This is a genomic window from Aquitalea sp. S1-19 (assembly GCF_024343515.1).
The window spans coordinates 30,965-49,000 of the sequence record NZ_RJTZ01000012.1 but is presented as its reverse complement, the minus strand read 5'-3'; the positions used below and the strand labels follow the sequence as shown (position 1 = coordinate 49,000).

Annotated in this window: 18 protein-coding genes and 1 pseudogene; 11 read left to right on the top strand and 8 right to left on the bottom strand. The window is 62.3% G+C overall.

What is annotated here, in order from left to right; all coding sequences use genetic code 11:
- Nucleotides 1-26: 26 nt before the first annotated feature.
- Nucleotides 27-1,412: pseudogene (gene tkt / locus EGI20_RS03440) on the bottom strand (transketolase); the annotation flags it as partial.
- 185 nt (nt 1,413-1,597) lie between these two features.
- On the opposite strand from tkt, the gene EGI20_RS03435 reads away from it, so the two are divergent.
- Nucleotides 1,598-2,338 (top strand): BPSS1780 family membrane protein, encoded by a 741-nt coding sequence (locus EGI20_RS03435; RefSeq protein WP_498629645.1) that lies wholly within the window; start codon nt 1,598-1,600, stop codon nt 2,336-2,338.
- Between the two features lie 75 nt (nt 2,339-2,413).
- On the opposite strand, the gene EGI20_RS03430 is transcribed toward EGI20_RS03435, so the two are convergent.
- Nucleotides 2,414-2,872: a GNAT family N-acetyltransferase gene (locus EGI20_RS03430; RefSeq protein WP_498629643.1), complete on the bottom strand. Its 459-nt coding sequence runs from the start codon at nt 2,870-2,872 to the stop codon at nt 2,414-2,416.
- A 71-nt stretch (nt 2,873-2,943) separates the two neighbouring features.
- Here EGI20_RS03430 and parC point away from each other — a divergent pair, with 71 nt between their 5' ends.
- On the top strand, nt 2,944-5,295 hold the full coding sequence (gene parC, locus EGI20_RS03425; RefSeq protein WP_498629641.1) for a DNA topoisomerase IV subunit A: 2,352 nt from the start codon (nt 2,944-2,946) through the stop codon (nt 5,293-5,295).
- Nucleotides 5,296-5,414: 119 nt separating this feature from the next.
- Here the strand turns inward: parC and EGI20_RS03420 are convergent, their stop codons facing one another.
- Entirely contained in the window at nt 5,415-6,356 is a 942-nt protein-coding gene (locus tag EGI20_RS03420; RefSeq protein WP_498629639.1) for a LysR substrate-binding domain-containing protein, read from the bottom strand.
- 124 nt (nt 6,357-6,480) lie between these two features.
- On the opposite strand from EGI20_RS03420, the gene EGI20_RS03415 reads away from it, so the two are divergent.
- Genes EGI20_RS03415 through EGI20_RS03395 form a run of 5 tightly spaced genes read left to right on the top strand, consistent with a single transcriptional unit; the run spans nt 6,481 to nt 10,747 of the window.
- Complete coding sequence (locus EGI20_RS03415; RefSeq protein WP_498629637.1) at nt 6,481-7,248, top strand: ABC transporter permease; 768 nt, start codon at nt 6,481-6,483, stop codon at nt 7,246-7,248.
- Nucleotides 7,245-8,273 (top strand): ABC transporter ATP-binding protein, encoded by a 1,029-nt coding sequence (locus EGI20_RS03410; RefSeq protein WP_498629635.1) that lies wholly within the window; start codon nt 7,245-7,247, stop codon nt 8,271-8,273. The genes EGI20_RS03415 and EGI20_RS03410 overlap by 4 nt, the downstream gene beginning before the upstream one ends.
- Before the next feature lie 29 nt (nt 8,274-8,302).
- On the top strand, nt 8,303-9,379 hold the full coding sequence (locus tag EGI20_RS03405; RefSeq protein WP_124734978.1) for an extracellular solute-binding protein: 1,077 nt from the start codon (nt 8,303-8,305) through the stop codon (nt 9,377-9,379).
- Between the two features lie 11 nt (nt 9,380-9,390).
- Complete coding sequence (locus EGI20_RS03400; RefSeq protein ID WP_220789307.1) at nt 9,391-10,206, top strand: ABC transporter permease; 816 nt, start codon at nt 9,391-9,393, stop codon at nt 10,204-10,206.
- Entirely contained in the window at nt 10,190-10,747 is a 558-nt protein-coding gene (locus EGI20_RS03395) for a TIGR00725 family protein (protein ID WP_498629633.1), read from the top strand. The genes EGI20_RS03400 and EGI20_RS03395 overlap by 17 nt, the downstream gene beginning before the upstream one ends.
- A gap of 96 nt (nt 10,748-10,843) precedes the next feature.
- On the opposite strand, the gene EGI20_RS03390 is transcribed toward EGI20_RS03395, so the two are convergent.
- The 3 genes from EGI20_RS03390 to pdxH all read right to left on the bottom strand — a co-directional run bounded on the left by EGI20_RS03390 (nt 10,844) and on the right by pdxH (nt 12,382).
- Complete coding sequence (locus EGI20_RS03390) at nt 10,844-11,161, bottom strand: YkgJ family cysteine cluster protein (RefSeq protein ID WP_498629631.1); 318 nt, start codon at nt 11,159-11,161, stop codon at nt 10,844-10,846.
- A 2-nt stretch (nt 11,162-11,163) separates the two neighbouring features.
- Nucleotides 11,164-11,649 carry a YehS family protein gene (locus EGI20_RS03385; protein WP_124735105.1) on the bottom strand — a complete coding sequence of 162 codons (486 nt, stop codon included), beginning with the start codon at nt 11,647-11,649 and terminating at the stop codon, nt 11,164-11,166.
- Nucleotides 11,650-11,740: 91 nt separating this feature from the next.
- Entirely contained in the window at nt 11,741-12,382 is a 642-nt protein-coding gene (gene pdxH / locus EGI20_RS03380; RefSeq protein ID WP_498629629.1) for a pyridoxamine 5'-phosphate oxidase, read from the bottom strand.
- Nucleotides 12,383-12,534: 152 nt separating this feature from the next.
- Here pdxH and hemA point away from each other — a divergent pair, with 152 nt between their 5' ends.
- From hemA to EGI20_RS03365, 3 genes are all read left to right on the top strand, one after another.
- On the top strand, nt 12,535-13,794 hold the full coding sequence (gene hemA, locus EGI20_RS03375; protein WP_498629627.1) for a glutamyl-tRNA reductase: 1,260 nt from the start codon (nt 12,535-12,537) through the stop codon (nt 13,792-13,794).
- The gene (prfA, locus tag EGI20_RS03370; RefSeq protein WP_124734985.1) at nt 13,794-14,870 is read left to right on the top strand and encodes a peptide chain release factor 1; all 1,077 of its coding nucleotides are present in this window, start codon (nt 13,794-13,796) and stop codon (nt 14,868-14,870) included. The genes hemA and prfA overlap by 1 nt, the downstream gene beginning before the upstream one ends.
- Before the next feature lie 138 nt (nt 14,871-15,008).
- Nucleotides 15,009-15,200, top strand: coding sequence for a YgaP family membrane protein (locus EGI20_RS03365; RefSeq protein ID WP_124734986.1), 192 nt, complete (start codon nt 15,009-15,011; stop codon nt 15,198-15,200).
- A 41-nt stretch (nt 15,201-15,241) separates the two neighbouring features.
- On the opposite strand, the gene EGI20_RS03360 is transcribed toward EGI20_RS03365, so the two are convergent.
- Nucleotides 15,242-16,555, bottom strand: a complete 1,314-nt coding sequence (locus tag EGI20_RS03360) for an ATP-binding protein (RefSeq protein WP_498629625.1) — start codon at nt 16,553-16,555, stop codon at nt 15,242-15,244.
- Nucleotides 16,552-17,277, bottom strand: a complete 726-nt coding sequence (locus EGI20_RS03355; RefSeq protein ID WP_124734988.1) for a response regulator — start codon at nt 17,275-17,277, stop codon at nt 16,552-16,554. The genes EGI20_RS03360 and EGI20_RS03355 overlap by 4 nt, the downstream gene beginning before the upstream one ends.
- Before the next feature lie 167 nt (nt 17,278-17,444).
- On the opposite strand from EGI20_RS03355, the gene EGI20_RS03350 reads away from it, so the two are divergent.
- The gene (locus tag EGI20_RS03350; protein WP_498629623.1) at nt 17,445-18,014 is read left to right on the top strand and encodes a hypothetical protein; all 570 of its coding nucleotides are present in this window, start codon (nt 17,445-17,447) and stop codon (nt 18,012-18,014) included.
- The last annotated feature ends 22 nt before the right edge of the window (nt 18,015-18,036 follow it).

Below are 18,036 nucleotides of genomic sequence, written 5' to 3'. Positions count from 1 at the left end.
CATCAGCGCCGCCATACGCAGCGCAAGTCGTGGGTGAACACCCAGATCGGGTTGATCTTCATCAGCGCCGCCATACGCAGCGCATTGCGCGCGTATTCGCTGAACATCAGGAAGGTGCCGCCATACGGACGGATGCCGCCGTGCAGCGCCATGCCGTTCATGATGGCGGACATGCCGAATTCGCGCACGCCGTAGCTGATGTAGTTGCCGTTGCCTTCTGCATCTATCCATTCCGAACCGGACCAGTTGGTCAGGTTGGAGCCGGTCAGATCGGCCGAGCCGCCGACAAACTCGGGGAACAGTGGCGAGAATGCCTCGATGGCAATCTGGCTGGCCTTGCGGGTGGCGACGGTCTGGGCGGCTTCATTAATGCGCGCCAAGGCGGCGGCTTTGTGCTCGGCCCAGCGTGCCGGCAGCTCGCCTGCCATGCGGCGGGTAAATTCGGCCGCCAGCTCGGGATAGGCGCGGCGGTATTCGGCAAAGCGCTCGTTCCAGGCGGCTTCGCGCTTGGCGCCGGCTTCGCGGGCATCCCATGCGCTGTAAACCTCGGCCGGACTCTCGAATGGCGCATGCGGCCACTTGAGGTTTTCGCGTGCGGCGGCGATTTCGGCGGCACCCAGCGGCGCGCCGTGTACATCGTGGCCGCCTTGCTTGTTGGGTGCACCAAAACCGATGGTGGTCTTGCAGCAGATCAGGGTCGGGCGCGCGCCTTCTTTCTTGGCGGTATCGATGGCGGTTTGCAGCTCGACTGCATCATGGCCGTCCACGCCGCGGATCACTTGCCAGCCGTAGGCTTCGAAGCGGGCCGGGGTGTCGTCGGTAAACCAGCCTTCCACATCGCCGTCGATGGAGATGCCGTTATCGTCCCAGAACGCGATCAGCTTGCCCAGGCCCCAGGTGCCGGCCAGGCTGCAAGCTTCGTGGCTGATGCCTTCCATCAGGCAGCCGTCGCCGAGGAAGGTCCAGGTGTGGTGGTCTACGATGGTGTGGCCGGCGCGGTTGAATTCGGCCGCCAGCATTTTCTCGGCCAGCGCCATGCCTACCGCGTTGGTGATGCCCTGACCCAGCGGGCCGGTAGTGGTTTCCACGCCCGGTGCGTAGCCGTATTCCGGATGGCCCGGGGTCTTGCTGTGCAACTGGCGGAAGTTTTTCAGGTCGTCGATGGACAGCTCATAGCCGCTGAGATGCAGCAGGCTGTAAATCAGCATCGAGCCGTGGCCATTGGACAGCACAAAGCGGTCGCGGTCGGCCCAGTCCGGGTTGGCCGGGTTGTGGCTCAGATGATCGCGCCACAGCACTTCGGCGATGTCGGCCATGCCCATAGGGGCACCGGGGTGACCGGATTTGGCCTTCTCGACTGCGTCCATAGCCAGAAAGCGGATCGCGTTGGCGAGCTCGGTACGGGAGACCATGCGAAAAACCTCGAGAGAGTTAGCAAGACGGCGATGGACGGGGTATCCGCCCATCAGAAAGTGGCGAAATTATCGCTGTTATGTCGCATTGCGGCAACCAGCCACGGCGACAGACATTGACGAAAGCATCTTTTCTGCCGACTCTTTAAGCAATATCAGAAAATTTTTGCCGGAGAATTCAAGCCATGTCCGATTTTGAAATGACGCCCGCGCCGGTTGCGCGCCCATCCGGCCCGCGCCAGTTGCCTGCCGGTCAAGGCTGGCAGTGGATTGTTGCCGCCTTTCGTCTGGTGCGCGAACAGCCGGTGACCTGGATACTGCTGGCGCTGGTGTATCTGGTCATCCATATCGGCGTCAGCATGATTCCCATGATCGGCGGGCTATTGCCCTTGCTGTTGTCGCCCATTTTTGCCGGCGGTTTTATTCTGGCGGCGAAAAAAGCCGAAGCCGGCGGCGAGCTGGAGCTGTCCGATCTGTTTGCCGGTTTTCGCGACCAGCCCAAGCCGCTGTTGGGGGTGGCGCTGGTTTATCTGGCGCTGTGCATGGTTGCGGTGATGGTTATGGTGGCCCTGGCCCTGCTGTTGGGCGGCATGGGCTTGATGGTGATGCCGGCCGAGGGCGAAACGCCTGGCACGGCCTCCATGCTGATGATGCTGCTGGTGTTCGGCGTGCCGATGTTTATTGTCAGCATGGCTTACTGGTTTGCGCCGGCGCTGGTGGTGATGCAGGGGCTGGCCCCGATTGCCGCCTGTCGCGCCAGCCTCAAGGCCGGCCTGTCCAACTGGAAGGCGCTGCTGATTTGCGGCCTGATGCTGGCTGTCATGCTGTTCCTGGCCATGCTGCCCTTTTTCCTCGGCCTGCTGTTATGGTTTCCGGTGATGTATGTCACCAGCTACACCAGCTGGAAGGCGGTGTTTGGGGGCTGATGTGGCTGTTGTCGCCCGCTGTGCGGGCTCCTACAGAGATACCCCGTAGGAGCCCGCATAGCGGGCGATTTCTGTTCAGTCGCGGCGCATGGTCACATGCAGGATGCCGCCATCGTCGTAGGGCTCGCTCACCGCTTTGAAGCCGAATGTCTGGTAGAAGCCCAGTTTGTCGGCTTGCGCCGACAGCATGACCGGACTGTCCGGCCAGTGGATTTCGCACTGGCGTACCGCTTCGGCCAGCAACGTTTTACCCAGGCCTGTGCCACGCAAGGCCGGCTCCAGCACTACGCGGCCTATGGCGCTGGCACCCTCGTATTTGTCGCCGGGGGCGATCAGGCGGGCATAGGCAGCCAGCCGGCCTTGTCCATCGTAGGCGCACAGGTGCAGACAGTCCGGGTCGACCCCGTCGATATCGCCATAGATGGAGTCCTGTTCCACCACAAATACCCGGTCGCGCAAGGCCAGTGCTGCGTATAGGGTGTGGATGGAAAAGCCGTCAAAACCGTGGCAGTGCCACGTCAGCGAAGTTGCCATAGTACAATCTCCCCCAAGTATTAATCTCACCAACATATCATGGCCGCCCTAGTGGCGGAACTGCCTGCCAGATGAACGACGAACCCGATCTGTTTGCCCCTGTCCCGGACGCTGCCCAGCCGCCTGTCCCGCCCGCTCCCGTGGTGGAGACGGAAGAGGAAGGCGATGGCTGGATTGCGCTGGATCATTATGCCGAGCGTGCCTATCTCGAATACGCGATGAGCGTGGTTAAAGGGCGTGCGCTGCCGGAGGTGGCCGATGGCCAGAAGCCGGTACAGCGCCGCATCCTGTACGCCATGCGCGATATGGGGCTGGTGGCCGGTGCCAAACCGGTGAAGTCGGCGCGCGTGGTCGGCGAGATTCTGGGTAAATATCACCCGCACGGCGACAGCTCGGCCTATGAAGCCATGGTGCGTATGGCGCAGGACTTTACCTTGCGCTACCCGCTGGTCGACGGTCAGGGCAACTTCGGTTCGCGCGATGGCGACGGTGCGGCGGCGATGCGTTACACCGAGGCGCGGCTGACGCCGATTTCCGAGTTGCTGCTGTCTGAAATCGACATGGGCACCGTCGACTTCGTGCCCAACTACGACGGCGCATTCGACGAGCCGGCGCTGCTGCCGGCACGCCTGCCCATGGTGCTGCTCAATGGCGCATCCGGCATCGCGGTGGGGATGGCGACCGAGATCCCGCCGCACAATCTGACCGAAGTGGCGCGCGCCGCGCTGGCGCTATTGGCCAAGCCGGAGCTGACGACCTCCGAGCTGATGGCCTATGTGCCGGGGCCGGACTTTCCCGGTGGTGGCCAGATCATTACCCCCGAAGCCGATATCCTGTCTGCCTATGAAGGCGGGCGCGGTTCGGTGCGCGTGCGTGCCAAGTGGGAAATCGAGCGGCTGGCGCGTGGCCAGTGGCGCGTGATCGTGACCGAGCTGCCGCCGGGCTCCAGCGCGCAGAAGGTTCTGGCCGAAATTGAAGAGGCGACCAACCCCAAGGTCAAATCGGGTAAAAAGACGCTGTCGCTGGACCAGCAGAATCTCAAGAGCCTGATGCTGTCCATGCTGGATAGGGTGCGCGACGAATCGGACAGCGCCTGCCCGGTGCGGCTGGTGTTCGAGCCTAAATCCAGCCGGCAGAATCCGGACGAATTCATCAATACCTTGCTGGTTCAGACCAGTCTTGAAGGCAATGTGTCGATGAATATGGTGATGATAGGGCTGGATGGGCGACCCGGGCAGAAGGGGCTGAAAGCCATTCTGTCCGAGTGGCTGGACTTCCGCCACACCACCGTCACCCGCCGCCTGAACTACCGCCTGGACAAGGTCGGTCAGCGTATCCACATTCTGGAAGGGCGCATGATCGCCTTTATCCATATCGATGAAGTGATACGCGTGATCCGCGAGGCGGACGAGCCCAAGCCTGATCTGATGCGGGCCTTCGGCCTGTCCGAGTTGCAGGCCGACGATATTCTCGAGATCCGCCTGCGCCAGCTGGCCCGCCTCGAAGGCTTCAAGCTGGAAAAGGAACTGGCCGAGTTGCGCGAAGAGCGCGATGCATTGCGCCATCTGCTGGCCGACCCGGAAGCATTCCGCGCCCTGCTGTCTGACGAAATCCGCAAGGATGCCGCCAAATATGGCGATGCACGCCGTACCGAAATCAGGGCTGCCGAGCGTGCGGTGCTTAACCAGACCGTTGCCGACGAGCCGATGACGCTGATCCTGTCGCAAAAGGGCTGGCTGCGCGCGCGCGTTGGCCACAATGTCGACTTGTCTGCCTTGTCGTTCAAGGATGGCGACAGTCTGGCCTGCGTGGTGGAAACGCGCACGGTGTGGCCGGTGGTGGTGCTCGACACCAAGGGTCGCGCCTACACCATCGATGCGGCGGCGGTGCCGACCGGGCGCGGTGACGGTGCGCCGGTCACTTCGCTGCTTGATATGCAGGAGGGTGCCAAGCTGGCGCAATTGCTGGCCGCGCCTGACGATACGCGCTTTGTGGTCGCAAGCTCGGGCGGTTACGGCTTCGTGGCCAAGGTGTCGGACATGACCGGCCGGGTCAAGGCGGGCAAGGCCTTCCTGACGCTGGACGAGCACGACACGGTGCTGCCGCCGGTGCGGGTTGGCACGGCGCTGGATAGCTGCAAGCTGGTTGCCGCCAGCAGCCATGGCCGTCTGCTGGCCTTCCCCGCCAGCGAGCTGAAAGAGCTGGCCAAGGGCCGTGGCCTGATGCTGATGGCGCTGGAAGAGGGGGACGCGCTGACCGCCGTGGGCTTAGTGGCCGGCGAGAAGGCCTTGCTTGCCACGACTTCGGTGCGCGGCAAGGTGGCCGACGAGAAGCTGAGCCTGGGCGAGTTTGAAGGCAAGCGCGGCCGCAAGGGCAAAGCCATGCCCAAGCGCTGGCAGGTGAGCGCGATTACCGATCTGTAAGACAGGGGAGTAGGGAGTAGGGAGTAGGGAGTAGGGAGTAGGGAGTAGGGAGTAGGGAGTGTGGCTGTTGGTCATCACAGCATCAAGCGCCGCGACTCCCCATTCCCCACTCCCCGATTTTATTCAAACTCCGGAATCACATTTTGCTGCTCGGGCAAGCCCGGGCCGCCGACTTTGTGTCCCTGCTCGAGTATCCAGTTACGGAAAGCAAGAAAGACGGGCGACTCCAGCAGTTCTTCGCGGTAGCACAGATAGTGGCCCTGATCGAGCACTTCGGCGCTGTCGAACGGCTCGATGATGCGGCCACTGGCGATTTCTCCCTCGACCAGACAACGCGGTACCAGCGCATACCCCATACCGATCTCGACGGCACTGATCAGCGAGCTGTAATGCTCGAAGCGTGCGCTGCTGCGCAAGGGTTGCGCGGCCAGACCGCGGACATTGCACCATTGCGCCCAGATATCGGGTTCGCCCTGGTGGATCAGAATGCGGGCCTGTGCAAGATCGGAGGCCGAGCGTGGCAGTGCGGCTGCATCAGCCTGCTGTGCCGAAGCAACCAGAATAAAGTGGCGGCCGGCGATATTGTCGGCAACGATACCCGGCCAGTGGCCGCTGCCGTAGCGGATGGCGATATCGACGTCGTGTGGTTGTGCCTGACGGCCGGACAGGTGCTGGTGAAAGGCCAGCGTGACTTGCGGGTAAGCGCTGCTGAAAGCCGGCAGGCGCGGACTCAGCCACTTGGTCATAAAGGTCGGCACGCATGATACGGACAGCGTGCCATGGCCATGCTGGCTGCTGGCCAGATCGTGGGTTGCTCTCTCCAGCATGCGCAGTGCCGGCTGGATACGCTGCAGGTAGTGGCGGCCGGTATGGGTCAGTACGAAGGCGCGGCCGACACGGGCAAGCAGTTCGACACCGAGGAACATTTCCAGCCCGGAAAGCTGTCGGCTGACCGCGCTGGGGGTGACGCACAGCTCGTCGGCCGCCTGCGTCACCGACAGGTGACGGGCCACGGCTTCGAATGCCAGCAGTTCGTGGATACTGGGGCAGGCTCGTTTCATTGCGCTCCATCATCATCTTTGCGTCAATCGCAAGCATGGGATGCCGTTTAATCATTCGGATGTAAACGGTCGCTAATATAATACCGGCTTTGCTGACTATTCGCAGGCTTCTCCAAGGCGACCCATGTTTATCCGGCTGGTTTCCCTGAGCTATATGCTCTACCTCGTTCTGCCCATCGCGCTGATTCTGGTCGGCTCATTTGGCGAGACCTGGGTGAATGCGCTATTGCCCGAAGGCTCGACCACGCAGTGGTATCTGGAGCTGTGGGAAGACCGCAGCTTTATCCGCGCTTTTGTCACCAGCCTGATTGTCGGGGCGGCATCGTGTGCGATCAATACGCTGCTGTGTGTGCCGCTGGCCTATTCGCTGGTGCATGGCGCCAAGCAGAAAAACCGCTTCGCCACCCGCTTGCTGACCCTGCTGCCAGTGGCGGTGCCGACCATCACCCTGGGCTTCGGCTACATTCTGGTATTCAACACCGATGCCATGCCATGGCTGGGCAGCACGCCCTTGCTGATTGCCGCCCATGTGGTGCTGACCCTGCCATATCTGACACAGGCCCTGGTGACCGACCTGCGCCACCAGCGGCTGGACCGGCTGGAAGAAGCTGCCGCTACATTGGGCGCGCGTCCGATCCAGCGCTTTTTCGGCATCATCGTTCCCAATCTGCGCGCCAGCTTGCTATCGGGTCTGGTGATGGTGGCGGCGCTGTCCATTGGTGAATTCCAGCTGTCCAATCTGATCGTCGGTTTCCAGAACCGTACTTATCCGGTCGTGCTGCTGCAGGCCTTTTATGGTGCAACCGGCTTTGCCTGTGCTGCGACCGTGATCCTGCTGCTGCTGGCGACCGTGGCTTCCCTGACCTCTACCCTGGCATCGAAAAAAGCATGAGCCTCTCATTCGAACAAGTCGGTTTCCAATACCGCGGCACGTCTATCGGCGTGCACGATGTGTCGCTGTCGCTTGCCAGCGGCGAACTGGTGGCCCTGATCGGCCCGTCCGGATCGGGCAAGACCACCTTGCTGCGCCTGACGGCCGGCCTGATTAGCGGCCATAGCGGCCGCATCGTTCTGGACGGGCGTGACCTGTCGGGCATGCCAGTGCACGAGCGCCATATCGGCATGATGTTCCAGCACTACGCGCTGTTTCCGCATCTGACGGTGCTGGAAAATGTCGGCTACGGCCTGAAGATGGCCGGTGTCGAGGCCGGCGCGCGGCGCAAGAAGTCGCAGGAAATGCTTGATCTGGTCGGCTTGGGACAACTGGCCGGGCGTCGTCCGGCACAGCTTTCCGGCGGCCAGCAGCAGCGCGTGGCGCTGGCACGGGCGCTGGCCTATAGCCCGCAGGCACTGTTGCTGGACGAGCCTTTGTCGGCACTGGACGCGTCGATTCGTGGCCAGCTGCGCGACCAGATCCGCCAGTTGCAGCAGCAGTTCGGCGCGACCACCTTGCTGGTCACCCACGATCAGGAAGAGGCGCTGGCCATGGCCGACCGCATCGCCCTGCTTGATCAGGGCCGTGTGCTGCAATACGGCACGCCGACCGAGCTGTATGAAAACCCGCTGAACGAAACCGTGGCCCGCTTTGTCGGTTTGTCGACCATCGGCACGGCAACCGTCTGTGGCGAGGGCGAGATCGATACCGGCTATGCCCGTTTGCGTTGTGACACCGGTGCGCGCGCGCCGGGCGAGCAGGTCAAGCTTCTGGTCCGTCCCGAGCATATCGAGGCCGATCCGCCACTGTTTGCGGTCAACCGCATGGAAGGCCACGTCACGCTCAACCGCTATCTCGGTTCGTTCAACCGTTACGATTTTATGCCGCACGGTGCGCAACAGCCGTGGCTGGGCGAGGCGCGCAGCGCCCCGGCTGACGCCATTGCCGTGGCCCCCGAACATATCCGCCTGCTGGCGGCCTGAACCCATCCCAAGTCCCGGAGAGAAGCTTCATGTCCTTGTTGAACCGTCGCCATATTCTGGCTGCATCGCTTGCCACGCTGTTTGCCCTGCCTGCACAGGCATTTACCGGCCCCGAGCTGTACTCGGGCGAAAAGGCGCTGTATCAGGCTGCCAGCAAAGAGGGCATTGTGGTGTCGTTCGATACCGGACCGGAATGGGCCAACTGGAAGTCGCTGTTCAAGGACTTCAAGCAGCGCTATCCGGAAGTAGAGCTGACCTATAACGACCTGGGCTCGGCCGCGACCGTGGTGGCGCTGGACAAGACCCGTCGCCGTCCGCAAGCCGATACTGCCTACTACTTTGCCCAGTCTGCCGTCGATGCCGTCGCCAAGGACGTGGTTGCGCCGTTCAAGCCGGTGAATTTCGACAAGGTCAGCCCGGTGATGCGCGAAGCGTCCGGCAAGTGGTTCGGCGTGCATTCGCTCAACGTCGCCTTCCTGGTCAACAAGAAGCTGGTGAAGAACGTGCCGCAAGGCTGGGCCGACCTCCTCAAGCCCGAGTACAAGAACAGCGTGGTCTACCTCGACCCGCGCTCGACCGGTCAGGGCCAGGTCGCGGTGCTGGCTGCTGCCTTCGGTAATGGCGGCTCGATGGACAAGCCGCTTGCTGGTACCGACTACCTGGGCAAGTTGCACAAGGCCGGCAATGTGCTGCGCGTTGAAGGCACGACGCCTTACGCCAAGTTCCTCAAGGGCGAGATCCCGATCTGGATCGGTTACGAGAACGACGGCCTCAAGGCCAAGTATATGGACGGCATGAAGGACAGCATCGCCGTGGTGATTCCGAAAGAGGGCAGCGCGGCCGCACCGTATGGCATGAGCCTGGTGAAGAATGCACCTAACCCGAACGCAGGCAAGCTGTGGCTGAACTTCGTAATGAGCAGCAAGGGTCAGGCGCTGTTTGCCGAAGGTTTCGTGCGCCCGGCGGTGGCGGGTGTTGCCCTGCCGGCGGCGGTGCAGGCCAAGATGCCGGCCGCGCCGCAGGTGAAGCCGGTTGATGTGATCCGCGCGCAAAAGCATAAGGCGGCGATTGACGCTGCCTGGACGCGCGCCGCCCTGTCCAAGTAAGGAAACGCATCATGATGCAGCGGTTCGGCGCGTGGCCCGCGCTTACCTTTATCGGCCTGTTTTTCGTGTTGCCGCTTCTGGCACTGGTCCCCGAGGCGGTGTCGGAAAATGGCGCAGCGTTCGGGCGTATGCTGGCCGACCCGCTGTTCTGGCCTGCGCTGACCAATTCGGTGTTGCTGGGACTGTCGGCCGGCGTGCTCTCTACGTTGGTCGGCGTGGCGGTAGCCTGGCAGCTGGCGCAGGCATCGCCGTTCTGGCGTGACAAGCTGATGGCCTTGCTGGGGCTGCCGCTGGCTTTCTCCGGCATGGTGATTGCCTACGGCTTCATCCTCGCCTTCGGCCGGGCCGGCTTTGTGACCCAGATTCTGGGTTATCTCGGTGCCGATACCGCCGAGATCGGCGGCTGGGTGTATACGGTCGGCGGGCTGACCTTCGCCTACGCCTACTATCTGATCCCGCGTGTTGCGCTGACACTGTACCCGGTGTTTGCCAACCTCGATCTGCGCCCGATTGAAGCGGCCCGAACCTTGGGCGCGACGCCGCGTCGTGCTTTTCTCGATGTGGTGGTGCCCGAGGTAGGCCCGTCGGTGCTGGGCTCGTGTGCCGTAGTCAGTGCGCTGGCAATGGGCACTTACGGCACGGCACTGGCCCTGGTCGGCACCCAGGTCAATATTCTGCCGTTGCTGCTATACGCCAAAATCGGCGATGGCGGCGCGGACTTCCCTGTTACCTCTGCTCTGTCCATTATCCTGCTTGCCTTGTGCTCGCTGGTGCTGGGTCTGGGCGATCACTTCAGTCAACGCCGTGAACATGCAACATTCGAATAAAGTCGCCACCGCCCTTGCTTCTCTTGCCGAGCGACAGAAGGGACGCGGGCGTTTAGCCCAGCCGGTTGCCATTGTCGGCCCGCGCGAGGCCTCGGCCGAGCAAGAAGCTACCGCCTACCGTCTGGCTCATGCGCTGGCCAGTGCCGGCGTACCGCTGGTGTGTGGTGGAAAGATAGGCGTGATGCAGGCCGCGGCTCGCGCTGCCAGTGATGTTGGTGGCACCTGCATCGGCTTGCTGCCGGAAGAAGACGCAGCCTACGGCAACCCCTATCTGACCGTGGCGTTGCCAACCGGCATCGGCCTGTCGCGCAATATGCTGGTGGCGCGTGCCGGCGCCTGCCTGATTGCCGTTGGCGGCGGTCTGGGAACCTTGTCTGAAATCGCGATGGCGCTGCAGTGGAAAAAACCGGTATTTGCCATCCGTGATGCACCGGATGTACCCGGCATGCAGGTGTTTGACGATGAAGATGCCCTGCTTGAGGCGGTCACCGATTGGCTGGCAGGCTTCCTGCCCGAGGGATGCCACGATCTGGGCGGTTAAAAGCGCTTGTGCACTCAGCTGTGATCAAAGCCACCCGGTACTATGGGTGGCTTTTTATTGGCTGTTCTCGCGGCGGGCGCGCCTTGCTGGCGCAAGCTAGTTGCTGTCCACCATCAGGATGGGGATCAGCTTACGCTGGATCAGGCAGTCGTAATCGCCTTCCTGATATTCGCGGCATACCCATGGACGCTGGGCGTAGATGGTGCACAGCATGGTGCGCCGGTCCAGCGCCGCGCACCAGCCGTCGTTCCGCCGGCGCAGCGTTTCTGCGCCCCAGTCATCCTCCACGATATAACGCGCTGGTACCGCGTCGTCGCCGGCCATCAGAATCACTTCCAGCTGGCAGCAGCAGGCCTTGCAGGTGCTGCAGGAGATGGTGGCGTCTATCGTGTCCGGCGCGCTAGGGTCGGCCATGTTCAGGCCGTGTCTTTGGCATCGGGGCGCAGTTTGAGCGTCAGCCCGCGCAGCAGGTTGCGCAGGAACTGGTCGCCGCATTCGCGGTAGTGCTTGTGATCGGGTTTGCGGAACAGCGCACCCAGTTCGGCGCTGCTGACGGTGAGCCCCGCACGCAAGATCAGCTCCTGAATGTCCTCCTGCTTCAGTTCGAACGCAATGCGCAGCTTTTTCAGGATCAGGTTGTTGGACATGCGTTGCGGTGCGGCGGGGGCTGCGCCGGCGGCCGGTTCGCGCGCGCCGCGCTTAAGTGTGATGACGCCGTCGAGAAATGCCGACAGCACGCGGTCGTTGCACGGCTTGAAGCCTTCGTCGTCATCGCGCTTAAGCAGGGCCGGGATGTCCAGATCGGCCGGATCGAGGCCGCCTTGCTGGATCAGCTTGGGTAGCTGGTTGTCGCGCAGGTCGAGAATAAAGCGCACGCTGCGCAGGATATCGTTATTAAGCATGAGGGTCTTTGCCTAGTAGGGGCGTAGTGGGCCGGGAGCAGAGAGTCGCCGCAGTGACTCCCCGCCCCCTATTCGCTACTCCCGCTGTTTCTTAGGGTGCCAGCCGCACTTTGTGCCAGCTGGCATCGCTGTTCAGTGTGTATTGTACGCGGTCATGCAGGCGGCTCGGGCGGCCTTGCCAGAATTCGATGCGATCGGCCACGACCGCATAACCGCCCCAGTGCGCGGGGCGCGGTACACCCAGCGGAAATTTGACGCCGAACATGGCCGCGCGCTTGACCAGCTCGGCCTTGGACGGGATTTCCGTACTTTGCTCCGAAGCCCATGCCCCCAGGCGGCTGGTATAGGGCCGGCTGGCAAAATAGGCATCGGATACTTCGGGGGCGACACGCGTCACCTTGCCCTCGATGCGCACCTGCCGCTCAAGCTCAGGCCAGAAAAAGGTCAGGGCGATCCACGGGTTGGCATCCAGCTGCTGGCCCTTGCGGCTGGCGTAGTTGGTGTAGAACAGGAACTGGCCTTGTTCTACGCCCTTGAGCAGTACGATGCGGCTGCTGGGGCGTCCGTCGCTGCCTACGCTGGCGACATGCATGGCAGTCGGTTCCATGACTTCGGCGCTGATGGCTTCTTGCAGCCAAAGCTGGAACTGGGCGACGGGGTCGCTCAGGCAGTCTTCCGGTGACAGTTCTTTTTTGGCGTAATCCTGACGGATGTCGGCGAGATTGAGCGACATGGCGGTCTCCTTTGGCCGCTATGATAGCGCGACTGCCGGCCCTCCGGCTTTGGCGTAGTGTGCTGTTTTGATGGGCAGGAGTGTGTAGCAAGTCGTCCTGAATGGCGGCATTTACGTTAAAATGCCGCTTTTATCCTGCGGCACACCGCTTCATGCACCTCGTCGCCTTCGGCCTTAACCATTTATCTGCCCCTGTTGCCATCCGTGAAAAGCTCGCTTTTCCGGCCGAGGTGCTGCCTGCGGCATTGACCGGTCGGGTCGACTCGCAGGCGGCCAAAGAGGTGGCCATTGTGTCGACGTGCAACCGCACCGAGATCTACTGCAATAGTCAGGATCCGTCGGCGGCATTGCTATGGCTGGCACGTTACCATGATGTGTCGCTGGATACGCTGAAACCCTATCTCTACCAGCTGGATGCGCCGGCAGCGGCACGCCATGCCTTTCGCGTGGCATCGGGGCTGGATTCGATGGTGCTGGGCGAGACGCAGATTCTGGGCCAGCTCAAGGATGCGGTGCGGGCGGCGGAAAATAGCGGCACGCTGGGCATTTTGCTCAACACCCTGTTCCAGAAAAGCTTTGCCGTCGCCAAAGAAGTACGCAGCCAGACCGGCGTGGGCGCAAGCTCGGTGTCGATGGCCGCGGCTGCGGTGCGGCTGGCCGAACAGATTTTCCCGACCGTGGGCGAACTCAAGGTGCTGTTTATCGGGGCCGGCGAGATGATCGAGCTGGTGGCGACCCACTTTGCGGCGCGCAACCCGCGCCAGATCACCATTGCCAACCGCACGCTTGCCCGTGGTCATGCGCTGGCCGAACGCCTGCCGGGCAATACCAATGCGGTGACGCTGGCCGAATTGCCCGAGCTGCTGGCGCAATACGATGTGGTGGTCAGTTCGACCGCCAGCCAGCTGCCGATTATCGGCAAGGGTCTGGTTGAGCGTGCGGTCAAAGCACGGCGCCATCGCCCCATCTTTATGCTGGATCTGGCTGTGCCGCGCGATATCGAGGCCGAGGTGGCCGAACTGGATGATGTGTTCCTGTATTCGGTGGACGACATCGCCGACATTGTCGAAGTCGGGCGTGAGGCGCGGCAGCAGGCGGCGGGCCACGCCGAGACCATTATCGGCGCGCGTGTGGCCGAATTTTCCGACTGGCTGCGCCAGCGCGAACGTGTGCCCCTGATCCGCAGCCTGCGCGACCATGCCGAGCAGCAGCGGCAGCAGGCGCTCAAAGTGGCGCTAAAACAGCTCGCGCGCGGCGAAGCACCCGAGGCGGTGCTGGAGCTATTGTCGCAGCAGCTGACCAATAAACTGATGCACCCGCCGACCCGGGCCTTGTCCGGCGGCAAGGGGGCTGATCCTGACGCGCTGGCCGATGCGGTGGTGCGTCTTTACCGTTTACATCCGGAGTCGTAATGAAACCGTCGATTGCCGCCAAACTGACGCAGTTGGCTGAACGACTTGAAGAAGTCACCCATTTGCTGGCCAGCGAACACGCGACCCGCGATATGGATGCGTTCAGGAAGCTGACGCGCGAGCATGCCGATCTGACCCCGGTGGTCGAGACCTTTGCTGCCTACCAGCAGTGCGAGCAGGATATGGTCGACGCCGGCGAAATGCTGTCCGACCCGGACATGAAGGAATTCGCCCAGGCCGAGATCGAAGAAGGCAAGGCGCGGATCGCCGCGCTGGATACCGAGCTGCAAAAGCTGCTGCTGCCCAAAGACCCGAACGACGACAAGAATATCTTTCTGGAAATCCGTGCCGGCACCGGCGGTGACGAGGCGGCCCTGTTTGCCGGCGACCTGCTGCGCATGTATACCCGCTACGCCGAGCGCAATCGCTGGCAGGTGGAGGTGGTGTCGGCGTCCGAGTCTGACCTTGGCGGCTACCGCGAGGTGATTGTGCGCCTGATCGGCCAGGGCGCGTTTTCGCGCCTGAAGTTCGAGTCCGGAGCCCATCGCGTGCAGCGCGTGCCGGCAACCGAGACGCAAGGCCGTATTCATACTTCGGCCTGTACCGTGGCGGTGATGCCGGAGGCGGACGAGATTGCCGAGGTGGTGCTCAACCCGGCCGATCTGCGCATCGATACCTACCGTGCCTCCGGTGCCGGCGGCCAGCACATCAACAAGACCGACTCGGCGGTGCGTATCACCCACTTGCCTACCGGCATCGTGGCCGAGTGCCAGGATGGGCGCTCGCAGCATGCCAACAAGGCCTCCGCCATGCAGGTGCTGGCGGCGCGCATTTACGATATCCAGTTGCGCGAGCAGCAGCAAAAAGAAGCGGCCGAGCGCAAGAGTCTGGTCGGCTCCGGCGACCGTTCCGAGCGCATCCGTACCTACAACTATCCACAGGGCCGTATCACCGATCACCGCATCAATCTGACGCTGTACAAGCTGGATCAGATTATGGATGGCGATCTGACCGACCTGACCAATGGCCTGCTGGCCGAACATCAGGCCGAATTGCTGGCCGCGCTGTCGGACTAAGCGCAAGCTGACGGATGGGCCGCCTGCGGGCGGCTTTTTTGCGTCTTGGGTTCATATGCCGCTTTTGCGTTCAATATATTGAAATTAAATATATTGAACAATATAATGAGTGGGCAAACCTGCAGCAAGGAGAACAAGATGCAAAAGAATATTGGTGGTACCGAACGCGTGATCCGCGTGGTTGCCGGTCTGGCGATTACCAGCCTCGCCTTCGTCGGCCCGGCCAGCCCATGGGCTTTTCTGGGTCTGGTGCCGGTCGCGACAGGCTTGATGGGCTGGTGCCCGCCGTATGCGATATTCGGGATTAATACCTGCAAGAAAAAAGCCTGAGCTCATTCAGGGAAAAACGCCGGTGCTAAGCCGGCGTTTTGTTATTCGCCGGCTTCGATCGGCAGCCGGATGCGTATGCTGAAGCCGCCATCGGCCTCATCGATAAAATCGAGCCGGCCATGATGCTGGCTGACAATGCGGGTGACGATGGCCAGCCCCAGCCCGCTGCCGCCATCGGTGCCGCGATGCGAGGCCAGTCGCTCGAACGGTGCCAGCGCGGCCTCGCGCAGTCCGGGGGCGATGCCAGCACCGTGGTCGGTGACGGTCAGCTGTGCCGTGTGATGATCCCGGGCAAGACGGACGGCAAACGGCGGCAGGCCATAGCGGCGGGCATTTTCCAGCAAATTGGACAGCAGCCGCTCCAGCGCCAGCGCATCACCATTGATTTCCAGCCCTTCTTCTATCTCCAGTGCGATTTCCATACCGTTGCGGCCAAAGCGGGCGACCACGCTATCAACCAGTTCGCTCAGCGCAGTCGGGGTCAGCGGGCGGGCTTCGCTGGCGCGGGCGAAATCGGAGAACTGGCTGATAATGCGCGACAGCTCGTCGATATCGTCCAGCATATCGCGCTGGTCGGCCCCCGCTTCCTGCATTTCCAGCATCAGTTTAAGCCGGGTCAGTGGTGTCCTGAGATCGTGTGACAGGCCGGCCAGCATCAGCCGGCGCTCGCGCGCGGTTTCATCCAGACTGTGGCTCATCTGGTTGAAATGCTCGGCCAGTGCGCGGATCTCGCGCGCCCCGCTCTCCGGCAGCGGTAGCGGCGTACGGCCGAGCCCTAGCTCGCGGACGGCGGCAGACAGTCGCGACAAGGGCCGGCTGATCTGCCAGGCAAAGCCGACCGCGAGCAGGGTGGCCAGCAAGGAGGCCAGCAGCGAAGCCAGCCACAGCGAGCCCAGTGGCCGTTCGCTATAACGCCCCAGCGGCATCACCAGCCAGTAGGCCTGATCCAGTACATGAACGGCCAGCCACATTTCCCGCCGCCCGTCGTGGCGGCGCATGCGGATACTGGTTTTTTCGCCCAGCGTCGCCGACAGGCGTTGGGTCAGCGCTTCGGTCATGGGACTGGCTTGGGGCCTGAAGTCCAGACCCTGATCTGCGCTGGCCGGCAGGAGTTGCGGAAAGCCCGGCCGGTTGGTGCTTTGCAGATAGCTAGCGCGTTCTGCTGCCGTTCTGCCGTCCAGTGCGTCTTCGGCACTGGCCAGCGTATCCAGTACCTCGTTGTACAGCTGTTCGCTGATCAGGCGGTGGCGTTCGGCCGAGGCCAGCCACAAGGTGATGCCCTGGGTAATCAGCACGGCGCTGACCACCAGCAGAATCAGGCGCGCACGCAGCGACAGTGAAGACAGGTGCTTCATTCGCCGCTTGTGCCGTCCGGCACGAACACATAGCCGTAACCCCACACCGTCTGGATGTGGCGCGTTTTGCTGTCTTGGCGCTCCAGCGCCTTTCTCAGGCGCGAAATATGGACATCGATGCTGCGGTCCAGCGATTCGCCATTTCCCTTGCCCAGAGCCATTTCCATGAGTTGCTCGCGTGTCAGCGGCCGACGCGGGTGGCGTGCCAGCACAGCAAGGACGGCGTATTCGGCGCTGGTAAGGCTGATCGCCTGGCCGTCGCATAACAGTTCGCGCTGCCCCAGATTCAGGACGAATTCGCCGAAAGCGAGTTTTTCTTCGGCTGTATGGCTGGCACTGAGTGCCGGTGTCGCATGGTGGCGGCGCAGCACCGACTGGATACGGGCGGTCAGCTCGCGCGGGTTGAATGGTTTGGCTAGATAATCATCGGCACCCATTTCCAGCCCCAGAATGCGGTCTATGTCTTCACCGCGCGCGGTCAGCATGATGACCGGAATATTTTCACCCGCTGCACGCAGGCGGCGCACGACGGCCAGCCCGTCATCGCCGGGCATCATTACGTCGAGCACAATCAGGTCGGGACGGTTGCGTGCCAGTTTGCGTTCAAGCTCGCGCGCATCCGGCAGGGTATCGGCGCTAAAGCCTTGCTGGGTCAGAAAGCGCGACAGCAAGTCGCGTAGTTTGGCATCGTCATCGACGACCAGAATCTTGGCGTTTTCCATGGCTCAAGCTTAACGCGTTCACCCGCGGCGGTCAGCCATGGCGTGTACAAGTGTTAAGCAGGGGGCGCTTCTTCACACTCCTTAACATTCGTGGCGGACTCGGGCACATTTGCGCAATACCCGCGCCTTACACTGCAAGTCTCGATACCGAAGCGGAGTGAATTTTCATGAAAAAAACCTTTTCCGTCAGCCTGCTAGTGCTGAGTCTGCTGGCCGGCAGTGCCTTTGCCGTTGAAACCAGCCAGGCCGCCAAGCCGAAAGAGGGCTGCAAGAATAGTGCTCTGCGTGCAGACATTCTGTCTGGTGCCTTGACGGATGCCGAGCTCAAAATCCTGCAAGCCGACCGCGCCGCCATGCGGGCACGTCACCAGGCTTTGAAGCAAGCAGGCCAGCCATTGAGCGAAGCGGCACGTACCGAACTTGGCCAGATGCGCCAACAGTTCAAGGACAAGGCTGCGGCGCTGGCGGCCAATGCCGAGCGCGGTTCTGCGCGCAGTGAAATGCCGGCCAACTGGTGCGCCGGTAAAGGCAAGGGTGGCAAGGCACGCATGGGCATGCCGGCCGGCCTGACACCGGCCCAGCAGCAAGCCTGGCAGCAGGACAGGGCAGCCATGCGCAGCAAGATGCAGGCAGCGCGTGCAGATGGCGTGGTGGATGAGGCTGAACGCGCCGAATTGCAGACGATGCGCACTGCGATGCAGAACAAATATCATCCGGCTGTCGTGGTTAAACCGTAAGATGTATGCTCGGGCGGTGACA

Bases quoted from the DNA above. Each gene is read 5' to 3' on its own strand.
- parC (WP_498629641.1), top strand. From the start codon at position 2,944: ATGAACGACGAACCCGATCTGTTTGCCCCTGTCCCGGACGCTGCCCAG.
- EGI20_RS03415 (WP_498629637.1), top strand. From the start codon at position 6,481: ATGTTTATCCGGCTGGTTTCCCTGAGCTATATGCTCTACCTCGTTCTG.
- prfA (WP_124734985.1), top strand. From the start codon at position 13,794: ATGAAACCGTCGATTGCCGCCAAACTGACGCAGTTGGCTGAACGACTT.
- EGI20_RS03435 (WP_498629645.1), top strand. From the start codon at position 1,598: ATGTCCGATTTTGAAATGACGCCCGCGCCGGTTGCGCGCCCATCCGGC.
- EGI20_RS03365 (WP_124734986.1), top strand. From the start codon at position 15,009: ATGCAAAAGAATATTGGTGGTACCGAACGCGTGATCCGCGTGGTTGCC.
- EGI20_RS03410 (WP_498629635.1), top strand. From the start codon at position 7,245: ATGAGCCTCTCATTCGAACAAGTCGGTTTCCAATACCGCGGCACGTCT.
- EGI20_RS03420 (WP_498629639.1), bottom strand. From the start codon at position 6,356: ATGAAACGAGCCTGCCCCAGTATCCACGAACTGCTGGCATTCGAAGCC.
- EGI20_RS03390 (WP_498629631.1), bottom strand. From the start codon at position 11,161: ATGGCCGACCCTAGCGCGCCGGACACGATAGACGCCACCATCTCCTGC.
- EGI20_RS03395 (WP_498629633.1), top strand. From the start codon at position 10,190: ATGCAACATTCGAATAAAGTCGCCACCGCCCTTGCTTCTCTTGCCGAG.
- EGI20_RS03350 (WP_498629623.1), top strand. From the start codon at position 17,445: ATGAAAAAAACCTTTTCCGTCAGCCTGCTAGTGCTGAGTCTGCTGGCC.
- hemA (WP_498629627.1), top strand. From the start codon at position 12,535: ATGCACCTCGTCGCCTTCGGCCTTAACCATTTATCTGCCCCTGTTGCC.
- EGI20_RS03385 (WP_124735105.1), bottom strand. From the start codon at position 11,649: ATGCTTAATAACGATATCCTGCGCAGCGTGCGCTTTATTCTCGACCTG.
- EGI20_RS03400 (WP_220789307.1), top strand. From the start codon at position 9,391: ATGATGCAGCGGTTCGGCGCGTGGCCCGCGCTTACCTTTATCGGCCTG.
- EGI20_RS03430 (WP_498629643.1), bottom strand. From the start codon at position 2,872: ATGGCAACTTCGCTGACGTGGCACTGCCACGGTTTTGACGGCTTTTCC.
- EGI20_RS03360 (WP_498629625.1), bottom strand. From the start codon at position 16,555: ATGAAGCACCTGTCTTCACTGTCGCTGCGTGCGCGCCTGATTCTGCTG.
- EGI20_RS03405 (WP_124734978.1), top strand. From the start codon at position 8,303: ATGTCCTTGTTGAACCGTCGCCATATTCTGGCTGCATCGCTTGCCACG.
- pdxH (WP_498629629.1), bottom strand. From the start codon at position 12,382: ATGTCGCTCAATCTCGCCGACATCCGTCAGGATTACGCCAAAAAAGAA.
- EGI20_RS03355 (WP_124734988.1), bottom strand. From the start codon at position 17,277: ATGGAAAACGCCAAGATTCTGGTCGTCGATGACGATGCCAAACTACGC.